Source organism: Amycolatopsis sp. NPDC047767 (assembly GCF_040704195.1).
GTDB lineage: Bacteria > Actinomycetota > Actinomycetes > Mycobacteriales > Pseudonocardiaceae > Amycolatopsis.
The window spans coordinates 208,946-229,957 of the sequence record NZ_JBEYSJ010000003.1 but is presented as its reverse complement, the minus strand read 5'-3'; the positions used below and the strand labels follow the sequence as shown (position 1 = coordinate 229,957).

Annotated in this window: 18 protein-coding genes, 2 tRNA genes and 1 pseudogene; 6 read left to right on the top strand and 15 right to left on the bottom strand. The window is 69.1% G+C overall.

Annotated elements, in window-relative coordinates:
- The first annotated feature begins 8 nt into the window (after window positions 1–8).
- Both AB0878_RS07205 and AB0878_RS07200 read left to right on the top strand, forming a co-directional pair.
- The gene (locus AB0878_RS07205) at window positions 9–1,688 is read left to right on the top strand and encodes a PQQ-dependent dehydrogenase, methanol/ethanol family (protein WP_366577371.1); all 1,680 of its coding nucleotides are present in this window, start codon (window positions 9–11) and stop codon (window positions 1,686–1,688) included.
- Window positions 1,689–1,830: 142 nt separating this feature from the next.
- Window positions 1,831–2,037: a recombination activating protein 1 gene (locus AB0878_RS07200; protein ID WP_366577369.1), complete on the top strand. Its 207-nt coding sequence runs from the start codon at window positions 1,831–1,833 to the stop codon at window positions 2,035–2,037.
- An 18-nt stretch (window positions 2,038–2,055) separates the two neighbouring features.
- On the opposite strand, the gene katG is transcribed toward AB0878_RS07200, so the two are convergent.
- The 3 genes from katG to AB0878_RS07185 all read right to left on the bottom strand — a co-directional run bounded on the left by katG (window position 2,056) and on the right by AB0878_RS07185 (window position 5,272).
- A complete protein-coding gene (gene katG, locus AB0878_RS07195) occupies window positions 2,056–4,293 on the bottom strand; it encodes a catalase/peroxidase HPI (RefSeq protein ID WP_366577367.1) in 2,238 nt (745 codons plus the stop codon).
- A 24-nt stretch (window positions 4,294–4,317) separates the two neighbouring features.
- Window positions 4,318–4,872, bottom strand: coding sequence for a manganese efflux pump (locus tag AB0878_RS07190; RefSeq protein ID WP_366577365.1), 555 nt, complete (start codon window positions 4,870–4,872; stop codon window positions 4,318–4,320).
- Window positions 4,873–5,095: 223 nt separating this feature from the next.
- Window positions 5,096–5,272 carry a hypothetical protein gene (locus AB0878_RS07185; RefSeq protein WP_360608428.1) on the bottom strand — a complete coding sequence of 59 codons (177 nt, stop codon included), beginning with the start codon at window positions 5,270–5,272 and terminating at the stop codon, window positions 5,096–5,098.
- Window positions 5,273–5,604: 332 nt separating this feature from the next.
- On the opposite strand from AB0878_RS07185, the pseudogene AB0878_RS07180 reads away from it, so the two are divergent.
- Window positions 5,605–6,076 (top strand): annotated as a pseudogene (locus AB0878_RS07180) (ribose-5-phosphate isomerase).
- Between the two features lie 2 nt (window positions 6,077–6,078).
- Here AB0878_RS07180 and AB0878_RS07175 read toward each other — a convergent pair.
- The 9 genes from AB0878_RS07175 to pqqB all read right to left on the bottom strand — a co-directional run bounded on the left by AB0878_RS07175 (window position 6,079) and on the right by pqqB (window position 16,193).
- Window positions 6,079–7,095 (bottom strand): HAD-IIA family hydrolase, encoded by a 1,017-nt coding sequence (locus AB0878_RS07175; protein ID WP_366577363.1) that lies wholly within the window; start codon window positions 7,093–7,095, stop codon window positions 6,079–6,081.
- The gene (locus AB0878_RS07170; RefSeq protein ID WP_366577361.1) at window positions 7,092–8,027 is read right to left on the bottom strand and encodes a fructose-bisphosphatase class II; all 936 of its coding nucleotides are present in this window, start codon (window positions 8,025–8,027) and stop codon (window positions 7,092–7,094) included. Before AB0878_RS07170 ends, AB0878_RS07175 begins: the two co-directional genes overlap by 4 nt.
- 153 nt (window positions 8,028–8,180) lie before the next feature.
- Window positions 8,181–9,158, bottom strand: coding sequence for a class I fructose-bisphosphate aldolase (locus AB0878_RS07165; protein ID WP_366577360.1), 978 nt, complete (start codon window positions 9,156–9,158; stop codon window positions 8,181–8,183).
- 43 nt (window positions 9,159–9,201) lie between these two features.
- Window positions 9,202–10,353 carry a LysR family transcriptional regulator gene (locus AB0878_RS07160; protein ID WP_366577358.1) on the bottom strand — a complete coding sequence of 384 codons (1,152 nt, stop codon included), beginning with the start codon at window positions 10,351–10,353 and terminating at the stop codon, window positions 9,202–9,204.
- 380 nt (window positions 10,354–10,733) lie between these two features.
- On the bottom strand, window positions 10,734–13,217 hold the full coding sequence (pepN, locus tag AB0878_RS07155; RefSeq protein WP_366577356.1) for an aminopeptidase N: 2,484 nt from the start codon (window positions 13,215–13,217) through the stop codon (window positions 10,734–10,736).
- 3 nt (window positions 13,218–13,220) lie between these two features.
- The gene (gene pqqE / locus AB0878_RS07150; RefSeq protein ID WP_366577354.1) at window positions 13,221–14,327 is read right to left on the bottom strand and encodes a pyrroloquinoline quinone biosynthesis protein PqqE; all 1,107 of its coding nucleotides are present in this window, start codon (window positions 14,325–14,327) and stop codon (window positions 13,221–13,223) included.
- Window positions 14,324–14,599 carry a pyrroloquinoline quinone biosynthesis peptide chaperone PqqD gene (gene pqqD, locus AB0878_RS07145; RefSeq protein ID WP_366577353.1) on the bottom strand — a complete coding sequence of 92 codons (276 nt, stop codon included), beginning with the start codon at window positions 14,597–14,599 and terminating at the stop codon, window positions 14,324–14,326. The genes pqqE and pqqD overlap by 4 nt, the downstream gene beginning before the upstream one ends.
- Entirely contained in the window at window positions 14,599–15,294 is a 696-nt protein-coding gene (gene pqqC / locus AB0878_RS07140; protein WP_366577351.1) for a pyrroloquinoline-quinone synthase PqqC, read from the bottom strand. The genes pqqD and pqqC overlap by 1 nt, the downstream gene beginning before the upstream one ends.
- Complete coding sequence (gene pqqB / locus AB0878_RS07135) at window positions 15,291–16,193, bottom strand: pyrroloquinoline quinone biosynthesis protein PqqB (protein ID WP_366577349.1); 903 nt, start codon at window positions 16,191–16,193, stop codon at window positions 15,291–15,293. The genes pqqC and pqqB overlap by 4 nt, the downstream gene beginning before the upstream one ends.
- Before the next feature lie 502 nt (window positions 16,194–16,695).
- On the opposite strand from pqqB, the gene hxlA reads away from it, so the two are divergent.
- From hxlA to AB0878_RS07120, 3 genes are all read left to right on the top strand, one after another.
- On the top strand, window positions 16,696–17,397 hold the full coding sequence (hxlA, locus tag AB0878_RS07130; protein WP_366577347.1) for a 3-hexulose-6-phosphate synthase: 702 nt from the start codon (window positions 16,696–16,698) through the stop codon (window positions 17,395–17,397).
- Between the two features lie 40 nt (window positions 17,398–17,437).
- On the top strand, window positions 17,438–17,728 hold the full coding sequence (locus tag AB0878_RS07125) for a hypothetical protein (protein ID WP_366577345.1): 291 nt from the start codon (window positions 17,438–17,440) through the stop codon (window positions 17,726–17,728).
- Between the two features lie 449 nt (window positions 17,729–18,177).
- The gene (locus tag AB0878_RS07120; protein WP_366577343.1) at window positions 18,178–18,798 is read left to right on the top strand and encodes a GPR1/FUN34/YaaH family transporter; all 621 of its coding nucleotides are present in this window, start codon (window positions 18,178–18,180) and stop codon (window positions 18,796–18,798) included.
- Window positions 18,799–18,985: 187 nt separating this feature from the next.
- On the opposite strand, the gene AB0878_RS07115 is transcribed toward AB0878_RS07120, so the two are convergent.
- From AB0878_RS07115 to AB0878_RS07105, 3 genes are all read right to left on the bottom strand, one after another.
- Window positions 18,986–19,059: transfer RNA gene (locus AB0878_RS07115), tRNA-Arg, on the bottom strand.
- 42 nt (window positions 19,060–19,101) lie between these two features.
- Window positions 19,102–19,191: transfer RNA gene (locus tag AB0878_RS07110), tRNA-Ser, on the bottom strand.
- A gap of 76 nt (window positions 19,192–19,267) precedes the next feature.
- Window positions 19,268–20,977: a phosphatidylglycerol lysyltransferase domain-containing protein gene (locus AB0878_RS07105; protein WP_366577341.1), complete on the bottom strand. Its 1,710-nt coding sequence runs from the start codon at window positions 20,975–20,977 to the stop codon at window positions 19,268–19,270.
- Window positions 20,978–21,012: the final 35 nt, after the last annotated feature.

The window sequence follows — 21,012 nt, the reverse complement described above, 5'->3', positions numbered from 1 at the left end:
GACTCACCATGACCCTCGAATACATCGACGCCGGCAAGGCGTTCAACCACAACAAGCTCTCCAACCTGCCGCACAGCGCGCCGGACGTGACGCGCGGCGTCAACTACGAGCGCATCCTCGACGCGCGCAACGAATCCCAGAACTGGATCACGTACTACGGCGCCTACGACGGCAAGCGGCACAGCCTGCTCGACCAGATCAACGTCGACACCGTCAAGAACCTCAAGGTCGCCTGGATCCACCAGGCGAGCGCGACGGGCATGATCGCCTCCACGTCGACCTACGCCTTCGAGGCCAGCCCGCTGATGATCGACGGCGTCATGTTCGTCACCGGCTGGGACGGCTGGCTCTGGGCGCTCGACGCCCGGACCGGCGAGCAGCTGTGGCGCTACAAGCACGCGATCCCGATCGACGTGACCCTGTGCTGTGCCAACGTCAACCGCGGCTGCGCGGTGGCCAACGGCAAGGTGTACATGGTGACCCAGAACGCCCAGCTGGTGGCGCTCGACGCCACCAACGGGCAGAAGGTCTGGCAGAAGACCATCGGTGACGTGCGCGCCGGAGAGAGCGCTTCCATCGCTCCGCTGGTCGTCAAGGACACCCTCATCACCGGTTCCGCCGGTGGCGAGTACGGCGTCCGCGGGCACATCGACTGCTGGGACCTCGAGACCGGCGAGCGGCGCTGGCGCACCTACACCGTGCCGAAGCCGGGTGAGCCCGGCTCCGAGACCTGGCCCGCCGACGGCGAGGCCTGGCAGCGCGGTGGCGCGAACCACTGGGTCACCGGAACGTTCGACCCGGAGCTGAACCTGTACTACGCGGGCACCGGCAACCCGGCTCCCGACTTCGACGGCGAGGTCCGTGAAGGGGACAACCTCTACACCGACAGCGTGGTCGCGCTGGACGTCGACACGGGCGAGATCAAGTGGCACTACCAGTTCACGCCGCACGACCTGTGGGACTACGACTCCACGATGGAGATGACCCTGTTCGAGCGGGACGGCAAGAAGCTGCTGGCCCACTTCGACAAGAACGGGTACATGTTCGTCCTGGACCGCACCAACGGCGAGCTGCAGCACGTGACGCCGTTCGTCGACCGCATCGACTGGGGCGTGATCACCCGCGACGGCAAGGTGACCCCGCGCAAGTACCCGGACAAGGAAGGCGAGCCCTGCCACTTCTACCCCGGCCCCGCCGGTGCCAAGGAGTGGACGCACGCCTCCTACAACCCGGAGCACGACCTGTTCTACGTTCCGGTCGCCGACGTGGGCGCCACGGCCACCCGGCGTCGTCGCGAGTTCAAGGAAGGCATGCCCTACTGGGGTGCCGCCGTCGAGGTCGACGTCGACAACATGGCCGGGTCGGTCAGCGCGTTCGACTCCCACGGTGAGGAGAAGTGGCGCTACCGGCTGCCCTTCCCGATGGCCGCCTCGACCCTGAGCACCGCGGGCAACCTGGTGTTCGCCGGCACGCCGGCGGGCGAGTTCATGGCGCTGCACGCCGAGACCGGCGAGAAGCTCTGGAGCTTCCAGTGCGGCAGTGGTCACCACAGCAGCCCGTCGACGTGGTCCCTTGATGGCAAGCAGTACATCTCGGTCCCGGTCGGCTGGGGTGGCTGGCTCGAAGGCATCGTCCCCGGCATGTCCGGCCAGGGTCACGGTGCCGCGCTGATCACGTTCTCCCTGTGATCGGAAAGCGCAACCCGGGGTGACTTCCCGACGGTCCCCCTGACACCCGTCCGGTGATCGAGGCTCCTCGATCACCGGACGGGTTCCTTTGCGTTGCCGGGAAAATCCCTCGGTCTTTGGGAACACAACGAAAGGCGATCCGATGAGCCAGTCGTCGACACCCACCCACGACGCGGAAATCGAGCGTCTGCCGTGCTTCAACTGCGGGGAGTCCTACGAGTCCGGCGATCTCGCGCGGCACACCGAGCCGGTGCACTGCGGGCCGTGCATCGCGTGCGTCGACCGGCCCGCGTGCTTCACCTGCCGGCTCATGTACTGCGCGTGCGACGTGCACAAGTTCCGCGGCTGAGCGAGCGGGGTCGGCCGGTCAGCGCAGGTCGAACCGGTCGAGCTCCATGACCTTGACCCACGCGGACACGAAGTCGCGCACGAACTTCGCGCCGGCGTCCTCGGCGGCGTAGACCTCCGAGAGCGCCCTCAGCTCGGAGTTCGACCCGAAGATGAGGTCGACCCGGCTCGCGATCCACTTCAGCTCGCCGGTGCCCCGGTCGCGGCCTTCGTAGACGACCGTCCAGACGTCGGCGTTCCGCCTCGGCGCCCACTGCGTGCCCAGGTCCAGCAGATTGACGAAGAAGTCGTTCGTCAACGTCCCGGGCGCCGAGGTGAACGCGCCCAGCGGCGACCGGCGGTGGTTGGCGCCCAGCACGCGCAGTCCGCCGACCAGCACGGTCATCTCGGGTGCGGTCAAGGTCAGCAGGTTCGCCCGGTCCACCAGCAGGTGCTCCGGCGACATCCAGAATCCGTCGCCGAGGTAGTTGCGGAAGCCGTCGGCCAGGGGCCGCAACGCGTCGAACCACTCGACGTCGGTCCAGTCCTGCGTGGCGTCGGTGCGCCCGGGGCGGAACGGGACGTCGACGACGTGGCCGGCGGCCGCGGCGGCGTGTTCCACCGCGGCGCACCCGCCGAGCACGATCAAGTCGGCCAGCGAAATCCGTTTGCCCGACGGCTGCGCGGCGTTGAACCGCTCCTGGATCGCCTCCAGCACGGGCAGGACGACGGCCAGCTGCTCCGGTTCGTTGACCGCCCAGCCGCGCTGCGGCTCGAGCCGCAGCCGCGCCCCGTTCGCACCACCGCGTTTGTCGCTGTCGCGGTACGTCGACGCCGAGGCCCACGCCGTGGCGACGAGCTGCGCGACCGTCAGACCCGAATCGAGGACCTCGCGCTTGAGAGCCGCGACGTCGGCCGCGTCCACGAGCTCGTGGTCCGGCTCCGGGACCGGGTCCTGCCAGATCAGCCGTTCGGCCGGGACGAGCGGCCCCAGGTAACGCTCGATCGGGCCCATGTCGAGGTGCGTCAGCTTGAACCAGGCCCGCGCGAACGCGTCCTCGAACTCGTCCGGATGCTCCAGGAACCGTCGGGAGATCGACTCGTAGGCCGAGTCCTCCTGCAGGGACAGGTCCGTGGTCAGCATGACCGGGTGGTGCTTCTCGTCCGGGTCGTACGGGTCCGGCACGGTGCCCTCACCCTGGCCGTCGGCCGGGATCCACTGCCACAGCCCGGCCGGGCTGAGCTCGACGTCCCACTTGTACTCGAACAGCGTCTCGAAGAAGGTGTGGTCCCACGTCACGGGCGTGCGCGTCCACATCCCCTCCAGTCCGCTGCTCGTGGTGTCGGGGCCCTTGCCGGTGCCGTGCTCGTTGGCCCAGCCCAGGCCTTGCGCGGTGAGCGGCGCGGCTTCGGGGTCGGGACCGAGGCGCACGGCCGGGTCCACCAGCCCGTGGGTCTTGCCGAACGTGTGGCCGCCGGCGATCAGCGCGACCGTCTCCTCGTCGTTCAGGCCCATCCGCCGGAACGTCTGCCGGATGTCGCGGGCCGCGAGCACCGGGTCGGGGTTGGTGGCGGGGCCTTGGGGATCGACGTAGATCAGCCCCATGTCGCTGGCCGCCAGCGGTTCGTCGAGGTCACGGCGGCCGCTGTGCCGGTCGTCCGCCAGCCACTTGCGTTCCGGCCCCCAGTACGTCTCGTCGGGCTCCCACACCTCGGCCCGCCCGCCGCCGAACCCGAAGGTCTTGAAGCCCATCGACTCCAGTGCCCGGTTGCCGGCGAAAACCATCAGGTCCGCCCAGGAGATCCTGCGCCCGTACTTCTTCTTGACCGGCCACAACAACCGGCGAGCCTTGTCCAGGTTGCGGTTGTCCGGCCAGCTGTTCAACGGGGCGAACCGTTGCATCCCGGCGCTCGCACCGCCTCGGCCGTCGCTGACCCGGTAGGTCCCCGCGGCGTGCCAGGCCATGCGCAGCACGAGGGGGCCGTAGTGCCCGAAGTCGGCGGGCCACCAGTCCTGCGAGGTCGTGAGCACCTCGTCGACGTCACGCGCCAGCTCGTCGAGGTCCACCGTCGCGAACTGCGCCGCGTAGTCGAAATCCGCGTCCAGCGGGTTGTCCGCGGGCTGGTTGCGGTGCAAGGTCTTCAAGTCGAGCCGGTGCGGCCACCAGTCGTTGGGGTTGCCGCTCGCCGTGGGGTGGTTGCGCCGCCGGGCCGGCTGTGACTCTTCCAGGACCCGGTCGTAGGTGCGGTAGACGTGGGTGTCGGGATTCTCGGGCATGGAGGTCCTCCCCGGCCGCGCCGATCAGTCGAACACCAGCGGGAGCAGGATCGCGGCGCCGAGCAGCGAGATACCGCAGACCAGGTCGGCGCGGATCCGGATGACCTTGGCGGCCATCCGCCCGACGAAGAGCCCGGCCAGCGACATGATCACCGTCATGGCGCCGAAGGCCACCATGGGGACGATGAGGGAGAACCCCGCGATCCCCAGGCCCGCACCCGCGACGAAGTTGTCGATGCTCAGCGAAAGCGGCATCCCGAAGAGCGTCACCCACGGGTGGTCCAGGTCTTCCTCCGCCGGCTCCGGGTGCCGGATCGCTCCGACGATGAAGTAGACGCCGTACAAGCCGAGCGCGGCCGCCCCGACGTAGTCCGCCCAGTCGCCGAGGAAGTCGCCCAGGAAGTGGCCGATCAAGCCGCCCAGCAGCGGACTCACGGCGTCCCACACCCCGAAGACGAGGGCGACCTGCACGGCACGACGCCAGCCGAAGGGAATGGTGCCGATGGCGATCGACGAGCGGAAGTTGTCGAGACTGAGGCCGAAGGCAAGCGCTATCAACGGAAGGAATTCAAGAGACACCCGAACCACCTCAACAGATCAACCAGGGTTCACCGGGGAGGGAGACTGCGCACAAGAGTCGATTCTCGGCAGGCACTGTTTTCAGCGTGCGACACAAGGCCCCGGTGCGAACGGTTCACTCGCTCCGGGGCCTTGCGGCGACACAGACATAGCCCGGCCGCGGACTTCGGCCGGCTGCCGCGGCTACGAGAAATCAAGCGGCACGGGCCGTGGAGCCCGGCTGTCAGCCCCGGTAGAAGTAGCCGGTGGCCTCAGCGCACACCTCGACGACCGTGTACTCCGGAGTTTCCCACTGCATGTTTTCCTCCTCAGCTGTTGGCTGCGCCCGGCGACTGAGCCAAAACCGGACATTCGTGATCCGCGCAATTTCGCGGACAACGTCACGAAATTTCGCGGTCATGAAAGAGCATCATCGATTTAACGCAGTTGTCGCAACCGACCTTGAACCAGTGGTCGGGAACCGGTGCCGAACGGCGCCCCGAGGCCGACGAGTGGAGGGGCCACGCTCACCGACGGCACCCCGCGCGACAGCCGTCCCAACCACCCGGACACGCCGTCGACCTGCGAGAACCTGGCCACGAGCGGAGCATGTCGAGCCCCGTGGTCCGGGCACACTCCAGAACCAGACTACGAGTCCGCGAGCGGGGACGTCAACTGTCCCATCGAATATCCTCATGCCCGTCCGGCAAATAACGAAGGACCGATTCACAAATCCGGAATTAGACTGTTCCCGTGCGAATTTATCTTGGCTCCGATCACGCCGGACTCGAACTCAAGAACCACTTCGTCAAAAGGCTCACGGAACTCGGCCACGAGGTGATCGACGTCGGCCCCGCGACCTACGACGCGAATGACGACTACCCACCCGTTCTGCGTCGAGGCGGCGCGGCGCGTGGTCGCCGACGAAGGCAGTCTCGGCCTCGTCATCGGCGGTTCCGGGAACGGGGAACAGATCGCCGCGAATAAGGTGCCCGGCGCCCGGGCCGCGCTGACCTGGAACGTCGACACGGCGAAGCTGGCCCGGCAGCACAACAACGCGCAGCTGGCCGGCATCGGCGCCCGGATGCACACCGTCGAGGAGGCCGAGCGCATCGCGGACGCGTTCCTCGGCACCGAGTTCGAGGGCGGCCGCCACCAGCGCCGGATCGACCTGCTGGCCGACTACGAGCGCACGGGCGAACCGCCCGCGTTGCCCGGACAGTGACCTCAGAGGAGCCCGAGCTGCCGTTCGATCTCGCCCCACCGGCCTTCGTCGTCGGAGAGCGCACGACCGGCGTCGCGAGCAGCCCACGCCGTGGTGACGACTGACCGCAAGGCCTGGCCGTCGTCGCCGCCGTTCGGCATTCGGGGGACGGCGTCGGGCCCGAGGTCGACGACCTGCTCGCCCGAGTCGGCGGACAACGCCAGGGCGGGTTCGTGCAGTCCGCTCAGATCGGCGGCCACATACGTCGGACGCGCGGCTCGCTCGGCGAACGCCAGGTCCCGGAGCCGGGATATCCCGGTCAGGACGAAAAGCGAGTCGAGGCCGGCCGCGTTGGCGCCCTCGATGTCGGTCTCCAGCCGGTCCCCGCACACCAGGGTGTCCGGCCGATCGGTACCGAGCCGGGCGCGGGACAGGTCGAACAGGGCGGCCTGCGGCTTGCCGACGACGTGGGGCGCGGCGTCGACCGCCGTCTGCACCAACGCGACCAGCGCGCCGTTGCCGGGCGCCTCTCCGTACGGCGTGGGCAACGTGAGGTCGACGTTCGTGGCCACCCAGGTGACTCCGGTGCCGACGAGGTGGCCCACCTCCGCGAGCTCGGTCCAGGTGACGTCGGATCCCAGCCCCTGCACCACGGCCTCGACGGGTCCGCCGCTCAGATCCGCGACGCGGACCGGCGTCAGGCCGGCTTCGGCGAGTGCCTGGGCGACGCCCGGCCCGCCCACCGCGCACACCCGCGTCCCCGGAGCCAGCTGCCGCGCCAGGTGGGCCGCGGCCGCCTGCGAACTGTTGACGACCGACCAGCCGCGCGGGGCGATCCCCAGACCGCGCAGGTGGTTGCCCACGTCTTCGGGAGGGCGCGACGCGTTGTTGGTGGCGAAGACGACCGGGACGCCGTCCGATGTCACCCGGTTCAAGGTCTCCACCGCGCGGGGGACGGCGTCGGCGCCGCGGTAGACCACGCCGTCGAGATCGCAGATCAGGCCGCGGTAACCCGTGATGAGGGGCTCGTGCCCGGTCATGCGGATCGGTGCTGGGTTTTGACGATCCGCGCCGTTTCCGGCCGCGAACACAGCACAATGGACTGTGTCGTGGTCCGGCCGGCGTGCTGCTGCACCCCGCGCAGCACCTCGCTGCCGGTCACCCCGGTGGCGCAGAACAGAATGCGCTCGCCGCGGACCAGGTCGCCGGTGTGGAGAACGTCGTGGCGGGTGCCGGAGCCGTCCGACCGCAACCGCGCCTGCACCGACCCGCCGAGGCAGGACAGGGCAGCTGCGGCGATGACCCCCTCCGCCGCGCCCCCGGTGCCCAGCAAGACGTCCACCGGGCTCTCGGGGCGGGCCACCGCCATCGCACCTGCGATCTCGCCGCCCTCGATCAAGTGCACGCGCGCACCAGCGTCGCGGATTTCGTGCACGAGTTCCCGGTGCCAGGGCCGGTTGAGCACGGCGACGACGACGTCCGAGACCCGGCCGCCCTTGGCCGACGCGACCGCGCGCAGGTTCTCGCCCACCGGGCGGTCGAGCTCGACGACGCCGGCGCACTCGGGACCTACGACCAGCTTCTCCATGGCCACATCCGGCGGCGGGTCGTACAACGCTCCACGCTCGGCCACCGCGACCGCCGCGAGCGCGTTCGGCACGTCCCTGGCCACGGAAAGCGCTCCGTCACCCGCGTTGATCGCGACGTCGCAGGCCGGCCCGGCTCCGGAGCCGACCACATCCCCCTTGACCAGTCGCTTCCCGTCCTCGCCGAGCACCACGACGCCGCGCATCGGCACCGACCCGATCACGTTGTGCATCGCCTCGACGGCGGCGGCCTTGCCGCTGATCTCGTCACCGTGCCCGACCCACCTCGCGGCCGCGAGCGCGGCGGCTTCGGTGACCTGCACGAGTTCGAGCGCAAGGGCGTGATCGAGTCCGTCGACGCCGGTGCCCCATTCCATGGTTTCCATGAACCTCAATCCCCTCGGACTGGTCGGTGAAGGTGGCTGTCGTGAACACGGAACCGAGGGCGACCGGACCGGCAGACCACCTCATCGATCCGGTCGCCCTCTTCAGGAAGGCGCCGACCGCCGGCACCGCGGGCGGCGCCCCGGCTCGAGCGCTCAGCGGGCAGCGGCGTTCGCGACGGCCCGGTCCGAGAGCACCTGCTGGGCCGCGGCCCGTTTGCTCTCGTCGCCCCGCCACGTCTCCAGAGCCGGCCCGACCAGCGCCCGGCCGAACGAGTAAGTGAGCTCCCACGGCAACGGGTCGAGCTTCTGCATCGCCCCGAGGTGTTCGGTCGCCAGCTCCGGGCTTTGCCCACCGGAGAGGAAGGCGATGCCCGGCACGGACGCCGGCACCGTCGCGCGCAGAGTGTCCACTGTGGCCTTCGCGACGTCGGCGACCGAGGGCTGCTCTCCGCTGCCGGACCCGGCGACGACCATGTTGGGCTTGAGGACGATGCCGTCGAGCTGCACCCGCATCAGGTCGAGCTCCTCGAACAGCACCTCCAGAACGGACGTCGTCACCTGCCGGCACCGCGCCAGCGAGTGGGAACCGTCCATCAGCACCTCGGGTTCCACGATCGGCACCAGGCCGCCTTCCTGGCACAGGCCCGCGTACCGCGCCAACGCGTGCACGTTCGCGTGCACCGCGCGCTCCGACGGCACGTTGTCGCCGATCGTGATCACGGCGCGCCACTTGGCGAAGGTCGCGCCGCCTCGCACGTAGTCCGCGACGCGTTCGCGCAGCCCGTCGAGCCCTTCGGTGATCTTCTCGTCCGACGCGCCGGCCAGCGGCTTCGCTCCGGTGTCGACCTTGATCCCGGCGAGGATCCCCAGATCGTCGAGGAACTCCGGGAACGTGCGCCCGTTGGTCACTTTCTGATGGAACGTCTCGTCCGCGAGAATGACGCCGCTGATCGATTCCGCGAGGCGGGGAGTCGTCACGATCAGTTCGCGGTAGACCCGGCGGCTTTCCTCCGACGGCTCGACCCCCACCTTCTCCAGGCGGGAAGACATCGTCCCGATGCTTTCGTCGGCAGCGAGAATACCGCGCCGGTTGGAGACGAGCGTGCGCGCGATTTTGTTCAGTGCTGACATCTACCTTGCTCCTCCTGCGAATCGACCGACGGTGACCGTCGTATTACGTTTTCGTGGTGGTTTTCGCGACCGCGAGCCCGCTGCCGTTGACTTTCTGCCCAGGCACGAATACCGGCATCGGGCTTCCTTTCGAAGCCGCGATCTCCACCAGTTCCCGCGCGTACTCCGGGAGCTCCCGGCGCTCACTCCACGCCGCGTAGATCGGTTTCGCCGGCATTTCCTGGTCAACTGCCACCAGGTGCAGCCGGCCGTCCGCGAGTTCGGACCGCACGGTGGAAATGTTCAGCACGGTCACCCGCTGGCTCGTCGCGACCGCCTGCTTGATCGCGGCGCTGGAGGGAAGTTCGACGTAACTGCGCGGGGCGCGCGCGGTCACCAGCAGCTCGTCCGTGAACTCCCGCAGCCCCGAGCCGCGCTCGCGCAGGACGAGTGGCGCGGCCGCCAGCTCCCGCACGGTCAACGGCCGGGTCCTCCTGGCCCACGGGTGCTTCGCGCCGACCACCACGGCCAGCCGGTCGTCGCAGATGTACCGGGTGACCATGTCGTCGCCGAACTGCTTCTGCACGTGACTTCCGGCCTGGCACCAGCCATCGATGAACGCGAGGTCGACGTGGCTCGCCCGGATCAGCCGGCGCAGCTCGTCGATGCTGCCGGTCTGCACCTCCACCCGGGCCTCGCCGAACGAGAACCCGGAGCGGTTCAGCCACTCGGGGATCAAATGCTCGGAAACGCCCGGGCTGGCCGCGACCCGCAGCCGCTTCGCCTCCGCGGCCGGAGCCCCGGATCCGAACTCCAGCAACTCCCGCGCGGCACTCATCACGTTGCGGGCGTACTTCGCCAGCATTTCTCCTTCTTCGGTGAGCTTCGAACCGGTAGGAGAACGCTCCAGCAGCCGAAGACCTAGACGGCGTTCCATCGCGCTGATCCGGATACTGGCGGCGGACTGGGAAAGACTGTGCGCCTGCGCGGCCTTTCCCACACTGCCGTGACTTTCCACGGACAGCAGGAGATCGAGGTCGGCGAGCTGAGGCATCTTTGACGGAAGAACCACGATTCCACCTTTCGCTCGACCGAAATGCAGTTGTCGGCTACACCGGCGGCTCCCGGTGTGCAACGAGCGTGCCCGGCCTCGGATTGCGTGGTCAATCTGTTCGACACGAACGCGCGCCGCGCGAACATGAACGGTGTGCACCACGCCACATACGGGCGTTCGGCTCAATCGGGTGGCGGCGAAGAGACCGTGAACTGCACCCGTTCGGCAATCTCAACACGGCGGACAGCCGGCCGTCAAGGGACTCGAGTTCCCCTTCGTGGCAGCACCGGCACCGTTCGTCCTGGATTCACCGCCATTCGTTCGCCCTGGCTTGCCGCAATTTCGTCGCGGCGACCATAGTTCGGCGACGAAGTTCTGGATTCCGGGCCGCAGCTGATTTCTCCCGGGAGAACCGTAACAGTTTTGTTCCCTTTCTCGCCGTCGCGGTGTTCGGCCGAGTCCGCGGGCGGGACTCCTACTGGCGCAAGGTTCCGGCCTGCACAGAGCACCGGGACCTTGCGCCATCCACCTTGTTGCCGGGCTCAGCGCGCCGCGTCACACGCCCGCGCGGCCCGCATGAGGGCCAGCTCGGCCCGCTCCTCCCGGACGACCTTGCGCACGTTCTCGGGCAGCCGCCCGCTCTCGAGCAGGAGATCCGTGCGCGCCAGCACGACGTCCTCCCTGGTCGTGAACCGCGGGAAGAGCCCCCGGGCGAACGCCACCGCGAACCCAGGCTCGTCGGCGCGGTTCTCCAGCGCCCGCAGGTAGCGGTCCGCGTACGGGGTGAGCAAGTCCTCCTGCCCCGGTTGCCGGAGCCCCGCCATGACGGCTTTCCGTTCCGCGAGCGAGAAACCCTCGCCGAACACCCGCGTCCAAGCTTCTTCTTTGGCGGCCCGGGTGGGCCGTGCGGCTTCCGCCGTCAAGGCGTTCCTGCGGCCGTTGTCCCCCGGATCGGCCTCCCGCGCGACGCGCAACACTCCGTCGACGTCGCCCCCGATCGAGGCCAGCCGGGCCACCGCGCGCCACCGCAGGTCCCGATCCACTTCCAGGTCCGGCCACGGCGACCGGCCGCGCACGAGGTCGCCCAGCAGACCGTGATCCGGGCTGACGTCGACGAGAGCTCGGGCGAAAACCAGCCGGCGGTCACTGCCGAACGCCGCGGTGGCCACCTGCGCACGCACCCGGCGTGCCACGGCTTCGAGCAGCCGGCCCCGGTCGGCCGGGTCCCCGTAGAGCTCGACCGCCCGCACCGCACGCTCCACAAGTGCTTCCAGGACACCGATATCGCTCTCCAGGACGCCGTGGGTGAGCACGGCCGCGGCATAGGTGCGGGCGGGCAGGCGCGCATCGAGCACGTCGTCCCACAGCGCACCCCACACGACGGCCCGCGTCCGCCGATCGTCCAGTGTGGACAGACAACGCAAGGCGGCCCGCCGGGACTGCGGGTCCAGCCTGACTTTCACGTGGCTCACCGCGTCGTCGTTGGGCACGATCAGTTCTCCGGCGAAGTCACGGCCGCCCCCGCGAGGACCCAGCGACACGAGCTCCCGGTGCCGCAGCACCAGCTCGCCCTGGTGTTCTTCGAACGCGGCGACGCGCACCGTCAAGTGCCGTGCCTCCGGATCGGGAACCTGCGCCACACGGCCGCGAACGACCTCGACCGTGTCGACTCCACTCCGCAGCAGCCATTCGTCGACCCACCGGTCCACGTCCTCGTCGGACACCTTCCGCAGCGCGGCCACGAAGTCGTCAAGGCCCGCGTTGCTCCACGCGTGCGTCCGCAGGAAGGTCCGCACGCCGGCGACGAACGTTTCCCAGCCCACGCGCGAAGCGAGGTCGTGGAGCACCGCCGCGCCCCGCAGGTAGACGATCGGGCCGAGGTTCGACCGCGCGGCGTCGGTGTCGGCGGTTTCCACCCGGATCGGGTGGCGGGTGGGCAGCCGGTCGGCGTGCCGGGCCGCCGGCAGGGCGTGGTGGGTGAAGGCGGTCCAGCCTTCCCCGTACGGCGTCGCTTCGGCCTGCGCGACAACGGCCATCATCGTCGCGAAGGCCTCGTTCAGCCAGAGGTCGTCCCACCAGCGCATCGTCACGTAGTCGCCGAACCACATGTGCGCCATCTCGTGCAGCAGGACCTCGGCCCGTTGTCGCCGAGCTTCCGCCGTGACGCGGTGCTGGAACACGAACCGCTCGTTGAGCGTCACGCAGCCCGGGTGTTCCATGCCGCCGAACGCGTACTCGGGCGCGAAGACGTGGTCGTACTTGGCGAACGGGTACGGCAGGTCGAACAACCGGCGGAAGAAGTCGAGCCCACGTCCGATCACGGCGAAGAGCTCGGGTGCGTCGCGGGTGAGGTCCGCGAAGAGCGAGCCACGCGCGTACAGCGCCAGCGGCACTTCCCCGTGGCTGGACCGCAGCCGGCGGAACGGGCCGGCGGCGAACGCCACCAGGTACGGCGGCAGCGGTGGCGTGCGGCCGAACCGCCACGTCGAGCGCTCGCCGGCCGTCGGTGGCTCCTCGGGATCGGTGTTGGCGACCACGACCCAGCCGGCCTCGGCCGTGACGGTCAGGTCCACTGTGGCCTTCAGGTCGGGCTGGTCGAAGCACGCGTACACCCGGTGCGCCGCGAAGGGTTCGAACTTGGTGTGCACGTAGACCCGGCCGTCGAGCGGGTCCTGGAACCGGTGCAGCCCCTCACCGGTTCGCGAATACTCGGCGAACCCAGTCACGCGCACCGTGTTCGCGCCGGGCCGCACGGCCAGCCGGACGCGCGACCCTTCGTGCGCGCCCGGCTCCAGCTCACGGCCGTTGCACTCGACCGACTCGACTTGCCCCGCGAAGTCGAGGAAGACGAACGCGTCCCCGGACCGCGCGTGGAAGCGGACCACCGTGCTCGTTGCGAACTTCCACGCGCCGACAGTCAGGTCGAGCGCCACCGCGTAGTGGACGTCGGAGACCTCGGCCGAACGCGCTGCCGCCTCGGCCTCCGTCAGCTTGTCGCTTGACGCGGCCCCGCCGTCGACCGGCATCCGTCAGGGCCGGCGCGCCGACACCGTCGGGCGGCGGTACACCAGGCTCCCGGCCGGGACCGTCTCCTGGTTGGCGCGAACGAGCGCGTCCTGCACCAGGTGGTGATCGGGCGAGTGCATGCACACGGGATCGGTGCGCCCCGCGTCACCGGTCAACGCGAACGCCTGGCACCGGCAGCCGCCGAAGTCGAGTTCCTTGCGCGGACAGCTCTGGCACGGATCGGGCATCCACTCCGTGCCGCGGTAGGCCTGGAACGCGTCGGACTTCGCCCAGATCCACGCGAGGTCGTGGTCGCGAACCGAGGCGAAGGTCATCGTCGTGATCTCCGCGGCCACCGGGCACGGGTAAACGGTGCCGTCGGGCGCGACGGTCAGCGCGTTCTGCGCCCAGCCGCCCATGCACGGCTTCGGGTAGGGCTCGTAGTAGTCCGGGAGAATCCAGAGGAGCTCCATGCTCTCGCCGAGCTCGGCCTTCCGGCGTTCGTAGACGCCGACCGCGTCGTCGAGCTGGGCCTTGGTCGGCATCAGCAGATCGCGGTTGCGCAGGGCCCAGCCGTAGTACTGGGAGTTCGCGAGTTCCAGCCGCTCGGCGCCCCACGACACGCAGACGTCGATGATCGCGTCGAGCCGGGACAGGTTCATCCGGTGCAGGACCACATTCATGTTCAACGGCAGGCCCGCGTCACGGATGATGCGTGCGGCGGCTTCCTTCTTGTCGAAGCGTTTGCTCGCCGCGACCAGGTTCGTCGACTCGGCGGCGTCGCCCTGGATGCTCAGCTGCGCGCTGTTGAGGCCGGCTTCGACGAGCGACTTCGCCCGGCTTTCGGTGAGCCCGAGGCCGCTGGTGATCAGGTTCGTGTACAGGCCGAGGCGCCGGCACTCGGCGACCAGCGTCTCCAGGTCGCCGCGGACGAGGGGCTCGCCGCCCGAGAAGTGCACCTGCACCACCCCGAGGTCGTTGGCCTCGCGGATCACCCGCAGCCAGTCCTCGGTCGCCAGCTCGTCCTGCCGGTCGAGCAGCTCCAACGGGTTCGAGCAGTACACACAGTGCAACGGACACTGGTGCGTCACCTCGGCCAGCAGGCCGTACGGCTGCGGTGTGCCGTTCACGAGACCACCACCCAACCTCGTCCGCGCGCATCCTGGAGGAACGTCATCACGTCGTTCGCGAGATCGGCGGCCTCGAAATCCTGTTCGAGCTGGTCGACCAGCTGCCGCACGGTCCGGCTGCCGTCGCACAGCCCGAGGATCGCCGCCCCGGACTTGTTCAGCAGCACGACCCGCTCCGGCAACAGGAGCAGTTCCACGTCACGGACGTTGTCGTGCTTGAGCATCGCTTTGGTCGCCAGCTTCGGAATGGCCGTCAAGTCGGATTCGTCCATCACGAACTCTTGCTGTACGCGAGCTCCACGGCATCCAGCAGGCTCCAGAGGACGTCACACTTGAACTCCAGGGCTCGGGCGCACGCGTCCTGCTGTTCCCGCGACTTCGCGTGGGTGAGCACCAGGTCGAGCAGGTGCGCGATGTCCTTCGGCTGCTGGGTGAGCCGCGCCCGGAAGTACTCCAGGCCTTCCGAGGCGATCCACGGGTAGTGGTGCTCGACGTCGGTGATCCGCCGGCTGAGCAGATCCGGCGCGAACAGTTCGGTCAGCGCCGACGCCACGGCCTCCAGCCACGGCTTCTGGCGGCAGAAGTCCACATAGGCGTCAACGGCGAACCGCACCCCGGGCAGCACCGTGTCGGTGTCGAACAACGCTTCGCGGCTCAGGCCGACGGCCGCGCCGAGCCGGATCCACTTCTCGAGACCGCCCTCGTCTCCCGTGCGCCCGTCGTGGTCGATGATGCGCTGGATCCACTGGCGCCGGTCCTCCCGGCCGGGAAGCTTGGTCAGGATGAACGCGTCCTTCTTCGGCAGGTTCATCTGGTAGTAGAAGCGATTGCGCACCCAGCCCCGGAACTCTTCCTCGGTCAGCGTGCCCGAGTGCATCCGCTCGTTGAACGGGTGCAGATGGTGGTACCGCTTTTCTCCGATGGACCGCAGGTGCGCCTCGAACTCCTCGGCAGACCACGGGTTCATACTTCCACCTCCAAGCCGGCTCGGCCGATCTCGATGCCCAAGTCCGTGACCCAGCGCCGTTCCGGGGACTCTTCGTCGAGAATCGGGTTGGTGTTGTTGATGTGCGTGTAGATCTTTCGCTTCGCGGGCAGTGCGGCCAGCGCGCGGGCCGAGCCGTCGTCACCGCTGACGGGCATGTGGCCCATGGAGCGGCCGGTCCGGCTTCCCGCGCCCTGGCTGGACATCTCGTCGTCCGTCCAGAACGTGCCGTCCACGAAAACGCAGTCGGCCGACCTCACCTGGGCGGCGAACTTGTCGTCCCACTTGGGCAACGTCGGCGCGTACACCGCGATCCCGCCGGTTTGCTTGTCCTCCAGGCGGTAGCCCACCTCCCACTCCGACGACGGGCCGCGAAGCTGGGACTCCCCGACGTAGCGCGGCGCCTTGGACCCGGTCAGGAAGGGGGTCACGCGCAGCCGGTCGTCCAGATCCAGCGGCTTGCCGACGTCGACCTGGGACCAGGTGAGGTTCGCGTAGTCGCTGAGCAGTTCGCGGACCGGGAACCACAGGGTCAGCGCTTCCAGCACGGGGTATGTGCCGTACACCGTCAGCGACGACTCCTCGCGCAGCATCAGCAGGCCGATCGTGTGGTCGAACTCCGCGTCCGTCAGCAGAACACCGGCGACCGGCGTCTTCCTGATCTCCGGGCCGGGGTGCAACGCGGGATCCGCCGCGATCTGGTGGTGGACGTCCGGGGTCGCGTTGAGCAGGAACCACTGCTCGCCGTCTCCGGAGATCGCGATCCCGGCGTGTGCCGTCGCGGCTTCAGGCTTGGCCCGGGCCTTGCGGCAGCCGGCGCAAGCGCAATTCCACTGCGGATAACCGCCACCGGCCGCGGCTCCGAGGCAATGTATGAACACCGTCCGAAATCAATCCGTCAATACCGGCATGGGCCGGCGTCGGAGCACGCCTCGAGCAGCACGGAATAACGCGTTTCCCACCTCATGGCGTCCTCCCTCACATTCGACCTCGGCAACGGCCGGACAAAATCAGGCACCGTTGCCCGTCGAGGGTTCGGCCAGGGCGGCCTTCTGCTAACGTCGCCCTGAACCCGGCTTGTTCTTTTCCCAGCTTCTTCGCCGGCGCCTGCCCTGGCAACCAATCGCGAACGACCGGCACCGAATCACTGACGAACGGCCGCCGCGCCTCCACGAGCGGAGTGCCGCACAGCCAGTACCGGGAACCCCTGCCGGAATTGGCCCTTGACCTGCCGATGTTCGGTACTCGGCCGCACCACACGGGCCGAGGCCCCGGGTCGAAGCCGGCCGCCGAGCCCTCCTGACCAGGGCCGGGCCGCGCGTGTCCGGCAAACGTGGGTATTTGTTGTGCGCATTGGGGGATTGTGTTTTTGCATGTCGTGGGGTGTTGCTGGTGGTGGGGCAGGTGGGGATTGTTGTGGGGGTCAATTTGTTGGCTGGTTGTGAGGAGTGGGTTGTGCGGTTGCAGGTGGCGTTGGATGTGCTGGATCTGCCGGCGGCGTTGACGTTGGCGAATCAGGTGGCCGAGCATGTGGATATTTTGGAGTTGGGGACGCCGTTGGTGAAGGCGGCGGGGATCGGTGCGGTGAGCGCGATCAAGGCGGCGCATCCGGACAAGCTGGTGTTCGTGGACTTGAAGACCGCCGATGCCGGTGAGCTGGAAGCGGCGCTGGCGTTCGAGGCGGGCGCGGATCTGGTCACCGTGATGGGTGCGGCCGATGACGACACCGTGCGTGGTGCGGTGGCGGCGGGACGCAAGTACGGCAAGCAGGTGGTGGCGGACATGATCACCGTGGTCGAGGGCCGGGTCGCACGGATCCGGGAAGTCTCGAAGCTGGGTGTGTCCTTTGTGGAGATCCACGCCGGGCTGGACGAGCAGGCCCGGCCGGGTTACACGATCGACACGCTGTTGGAGGACGGGCGTGAGGCGGGTGTGCCGTTCTCCATCGCGGGCGGCATCAAGATCGACACCATCGGCGCCGTCCGCGACGCCGGAGCCACCGTCGCCGTGGCCGGGGGCGCGATCTACAACGCCGCCGACCCGGGCGCCGCGGCCAAGGAACTCAAAAAGCGCGCCACCGCCTGACCGAACGCGCCGGGAGACTTGACGAGAGAGAGGAGTCGGCGTGAAGGGCAAAGAGTCCGGTGCTCGATCCGGAGCACCAGCCGCGCGGAACACCTACTGCGCCTTGCTGATGCAGGCCTCGGAGGTGCTGCGCCTGCGCTACGTGCAGTGCACTCAGGACACCACCCTGTCCCCCACCGCGGCGAGCGAACTCGCCGCCGTCTTCGAGGGCCTCGCCAAGGGCCATCCCGACTTCGACCAGATCGACCCCAAAGAAGCGATCGCCCTGGCCCACCGCCTCATCGACGACGACCACCCCGAGCTGTCGGCTCTGTGGCCCAGAACCGTCTGAAGCGGCTTTCCCCTTCCGGGGAGACCACCCGCCACAGACGGCCCCGCCACTGCACCCCACCGCCGACAACCCAGCTCGGCACCGGGGCCGTGGGCGACGCCACCGCGTCTCGCGGGATCGGCCGATCACCGACCGGTGGACCACCCAACCCGACGCCGGCAACCAGCTCGGCACCGGAAACCGGGTGACACCACCGCATCTGGGCACGTCCGGCTGATCACGGACCGCCGCGCCACCTCGACCCGACGCCGGCAACCCAGCTCGGCGGCGGACATGGGTGGCGCCACGCGTCTCCCAGGACCGGCCGACGCACCAGTTCGACCCGGCGCCGACAACCCGGCTCGGCACGGAAAGCGTTGGTGCCACCACGTCACGACCGGCCGATCACAGGACCGCCGCCCGACCCGACCGCACTCGAGGATCATTCGCAGCTCAACGAGGAGTACACGATGTCCACTGCCGTTGCCACCGAAGTCGAAGCCCCGCCGCGGCCCGCGGTGGTGGGTGACCCCGCCATGATCGGCGTGCCCACCTTCATCGTCGGCGCGATCGCGCTCGGCCTGGTGCTGACCGGGTACGTCCCGGCGAGTGCCGTCGGCGCCTCGATCGCGGTCATCCTGCCCGCGACCGGCCTCGGCCAGCTCGTCGCCGCCGTGTGGGCGCTGTCGCTGGGCCAGAACGCCGTCGCCTCCGTGTTCGGCATCTTCGCCGGGTTCTGGATCAGCTACTCGGCACTGGTGCTCGGCCTGGCCCACAACTGGTTCGGCATCACGCCGGACGCCGCGGTCGCCACCCAGGGCGTGTTCCTCATCGCCTGGCTCATCACGATCGTCCTGCTGACCCTGGGCACCCTCCGGCTGCCCGCCGCGTTCACAGTGCTGTTCGTACTGATCGACCTCGCACTCGCCCTCGTGCTGTACGGCACCGTGGGCAACGCTCCGGGCGCCGCCACCGCGGGCGGCTACGTCACGTTCGCCTTCACCGCCGTCGGCGTCTACCTCTACCTCGGCGCGATGTCCGCCGCCACGGGCGGCAAGGGCCTGCCGCTGGGCCGCCCGGTACTGACCTGACCCGACCCCGGGCGGGCGTGACTCTCACCGCCCACCCGGCGGTGGTCGACGGACCACCGCGAGCAGACCCCGCCCCGACACGGCCCCGGGCGGGGTCTGCTGCGTCCACGGGGTTGGACAACACCCGGACAGCAAGAAACCCCCTGCAATGCAGAGGGTTTCTTGGTACTGCTGTCTCAACCAGACGTGCGCCCGAAGGGATTCGAACCCCTGACCTTCTGATCCGTAGTCAGATGCTCTATCCAGCTGAGCTACGGGCGCTTGTTCAGTTGTTAATCTAGCACCTGCCGAAACAGGCACCAGCGGAGGCTCCGGGATTTGAACCCGGGAGGGGGGGTTACCCCCAACCGCATTAGCAGTGCGGCGCCATAGACCAGACTAGGCGAAGCCTCCTGGGCCTTAACGACCACTGCCCAGATAGCTTACACACCCCCCAAAACCCCGCGAAGGCACCCCCCGAAAGTGAAGATCAGCGTTGCAGCAACCGCCGCAACCAGGGGGAACGGCCGCCGAGGCCCTCGGCTTCGAAGGTGGCCACGCCGACGCGCGGGAGTTCGCGCACGCCGGGGTACACGAGGTACCGCGGGACCCACCGCGGCTGGAACTTGGCGTTGAAGCGGTACAGGCTCTCGATCTGGATCCACCGCGAGAAGAAGTGCAGGACCTTCGCCGAGATACGCGCCACCGGACCCGCGCCGATGCGCTGGCCCTGTTCCATCAGCGACCGGAACGCGGCGAAGTTCAGCGAGACGTGGTCGATGTCGTGCTCGCGCGAATAGACCAGCAGCTCGGAGATCATCAGCTCGTTCACGCCGTTGTCGGCCGACCGGTCCCGCCGCATCACGTCCAGCGACAGCCCCCGCGCGCCCCACGGCACGAACTGCAGCACTCCGCGTACGCGGCCGCCCTGTTCCGCCGTCACGATCACCGAACCGGGGTCGCCCATGCGCCCCAGGGCCATCGAGAAGCCGCGTTCGGTCTCGGTGCCGCGCCACGCCGCGGCCAGCAGCACCAGCTCGTCCAGCTCCCCCGGCCGCAGGTCCTCCGCCCGCCGCACCAGCACCTTGTACCCCGCCCGGCGCGTCCGCGAAGCCGCCTGGCGGACGCCACGCATGATGCGGCCGTCCAGCGTGAAGCCGGCCGTGTCGACGATGGCCTCGTCGCCGATCTCCAGCACCTCCAGCCCGAAGCGCGCCCACACCGTCGCCCCGAGCTCCGACGCGCCCATCGCCGCCGGCACCCACGCGTTGCGCTTGCAGATCTCCAGGTACTCCTCGATCGCGCCCGGCCAGGCCTCGTGGTCGCCCAGCGGGTCGGCCGACGTGAGCGCGACGCCGGCGATCACGCGGTACGTCACCGCCGCCTTGCCCGTCTTCGAGAACACCGCGAACTTGTCGCGCCGCAGCGCGAAGTAGCCCAGCGAGTCGCGGTCACCGTGCTCGGTCAGCAGGACCTGCAGGCGCGCCAGCTCCTCGTCCGACAGCCCGGGCGCGGGCTCCGCCGAGCGCAGCAGGAAGTACGCCGACACGAGCACCGCCGCGATGCTGAACAGCAGCCCGATCGCCGCCGACAGGTCCTCCAGCCACGCCCCGTGGAACACGGCGGGACCGCTCACGCCCACGAGCGCCAGCCCGGACTGGGAAAGCCGGCCGGGGAAGCTCAGCGGCTCGAGCATCCGCCCGGACGCCACCGACAGCAGCACCACGTTGATCACGAACCCGGCCAGCACCAGCTGCAGGAACACCCGCACCGCGCGCCAGCGGCCCGTCGTCGGATCCGGCTCCGCGACGAAGTAGCGCCGGTTCACGATCAGCCCGATCAGCAGCACCACCGACACGACGCCCGCGCCGAACACGTGCCGCAGCCCCAAGTGTGACAAGGTCAACAACACCGCGAAACCGACCGCGAGCTGCCACGCCCGCCGCTTCCGCCGCCGCAGCCCCGCCGCGAGCATGATCAGCAACACGCCCGTGACGACGGCCACGGTCGCCGCCGCCACCGTCGCTTCCTGAGGCAGCTCCAGCCACTCGGCCAGGTGACCGCGCAGGTTACGGCCGGACGGCACCACCACGGAAAGTAACGTCAACAGCCCGGCGAGCCTGGTCACCCAGGTGATCGCCTTGACGGACGTCACTCCCGCCACCTGCCAGGTGTGCTGCGCGCGTGTCCCCGTCACCACGCGTGCAACACGTACGGCCCAGCCATGCTTCCCCC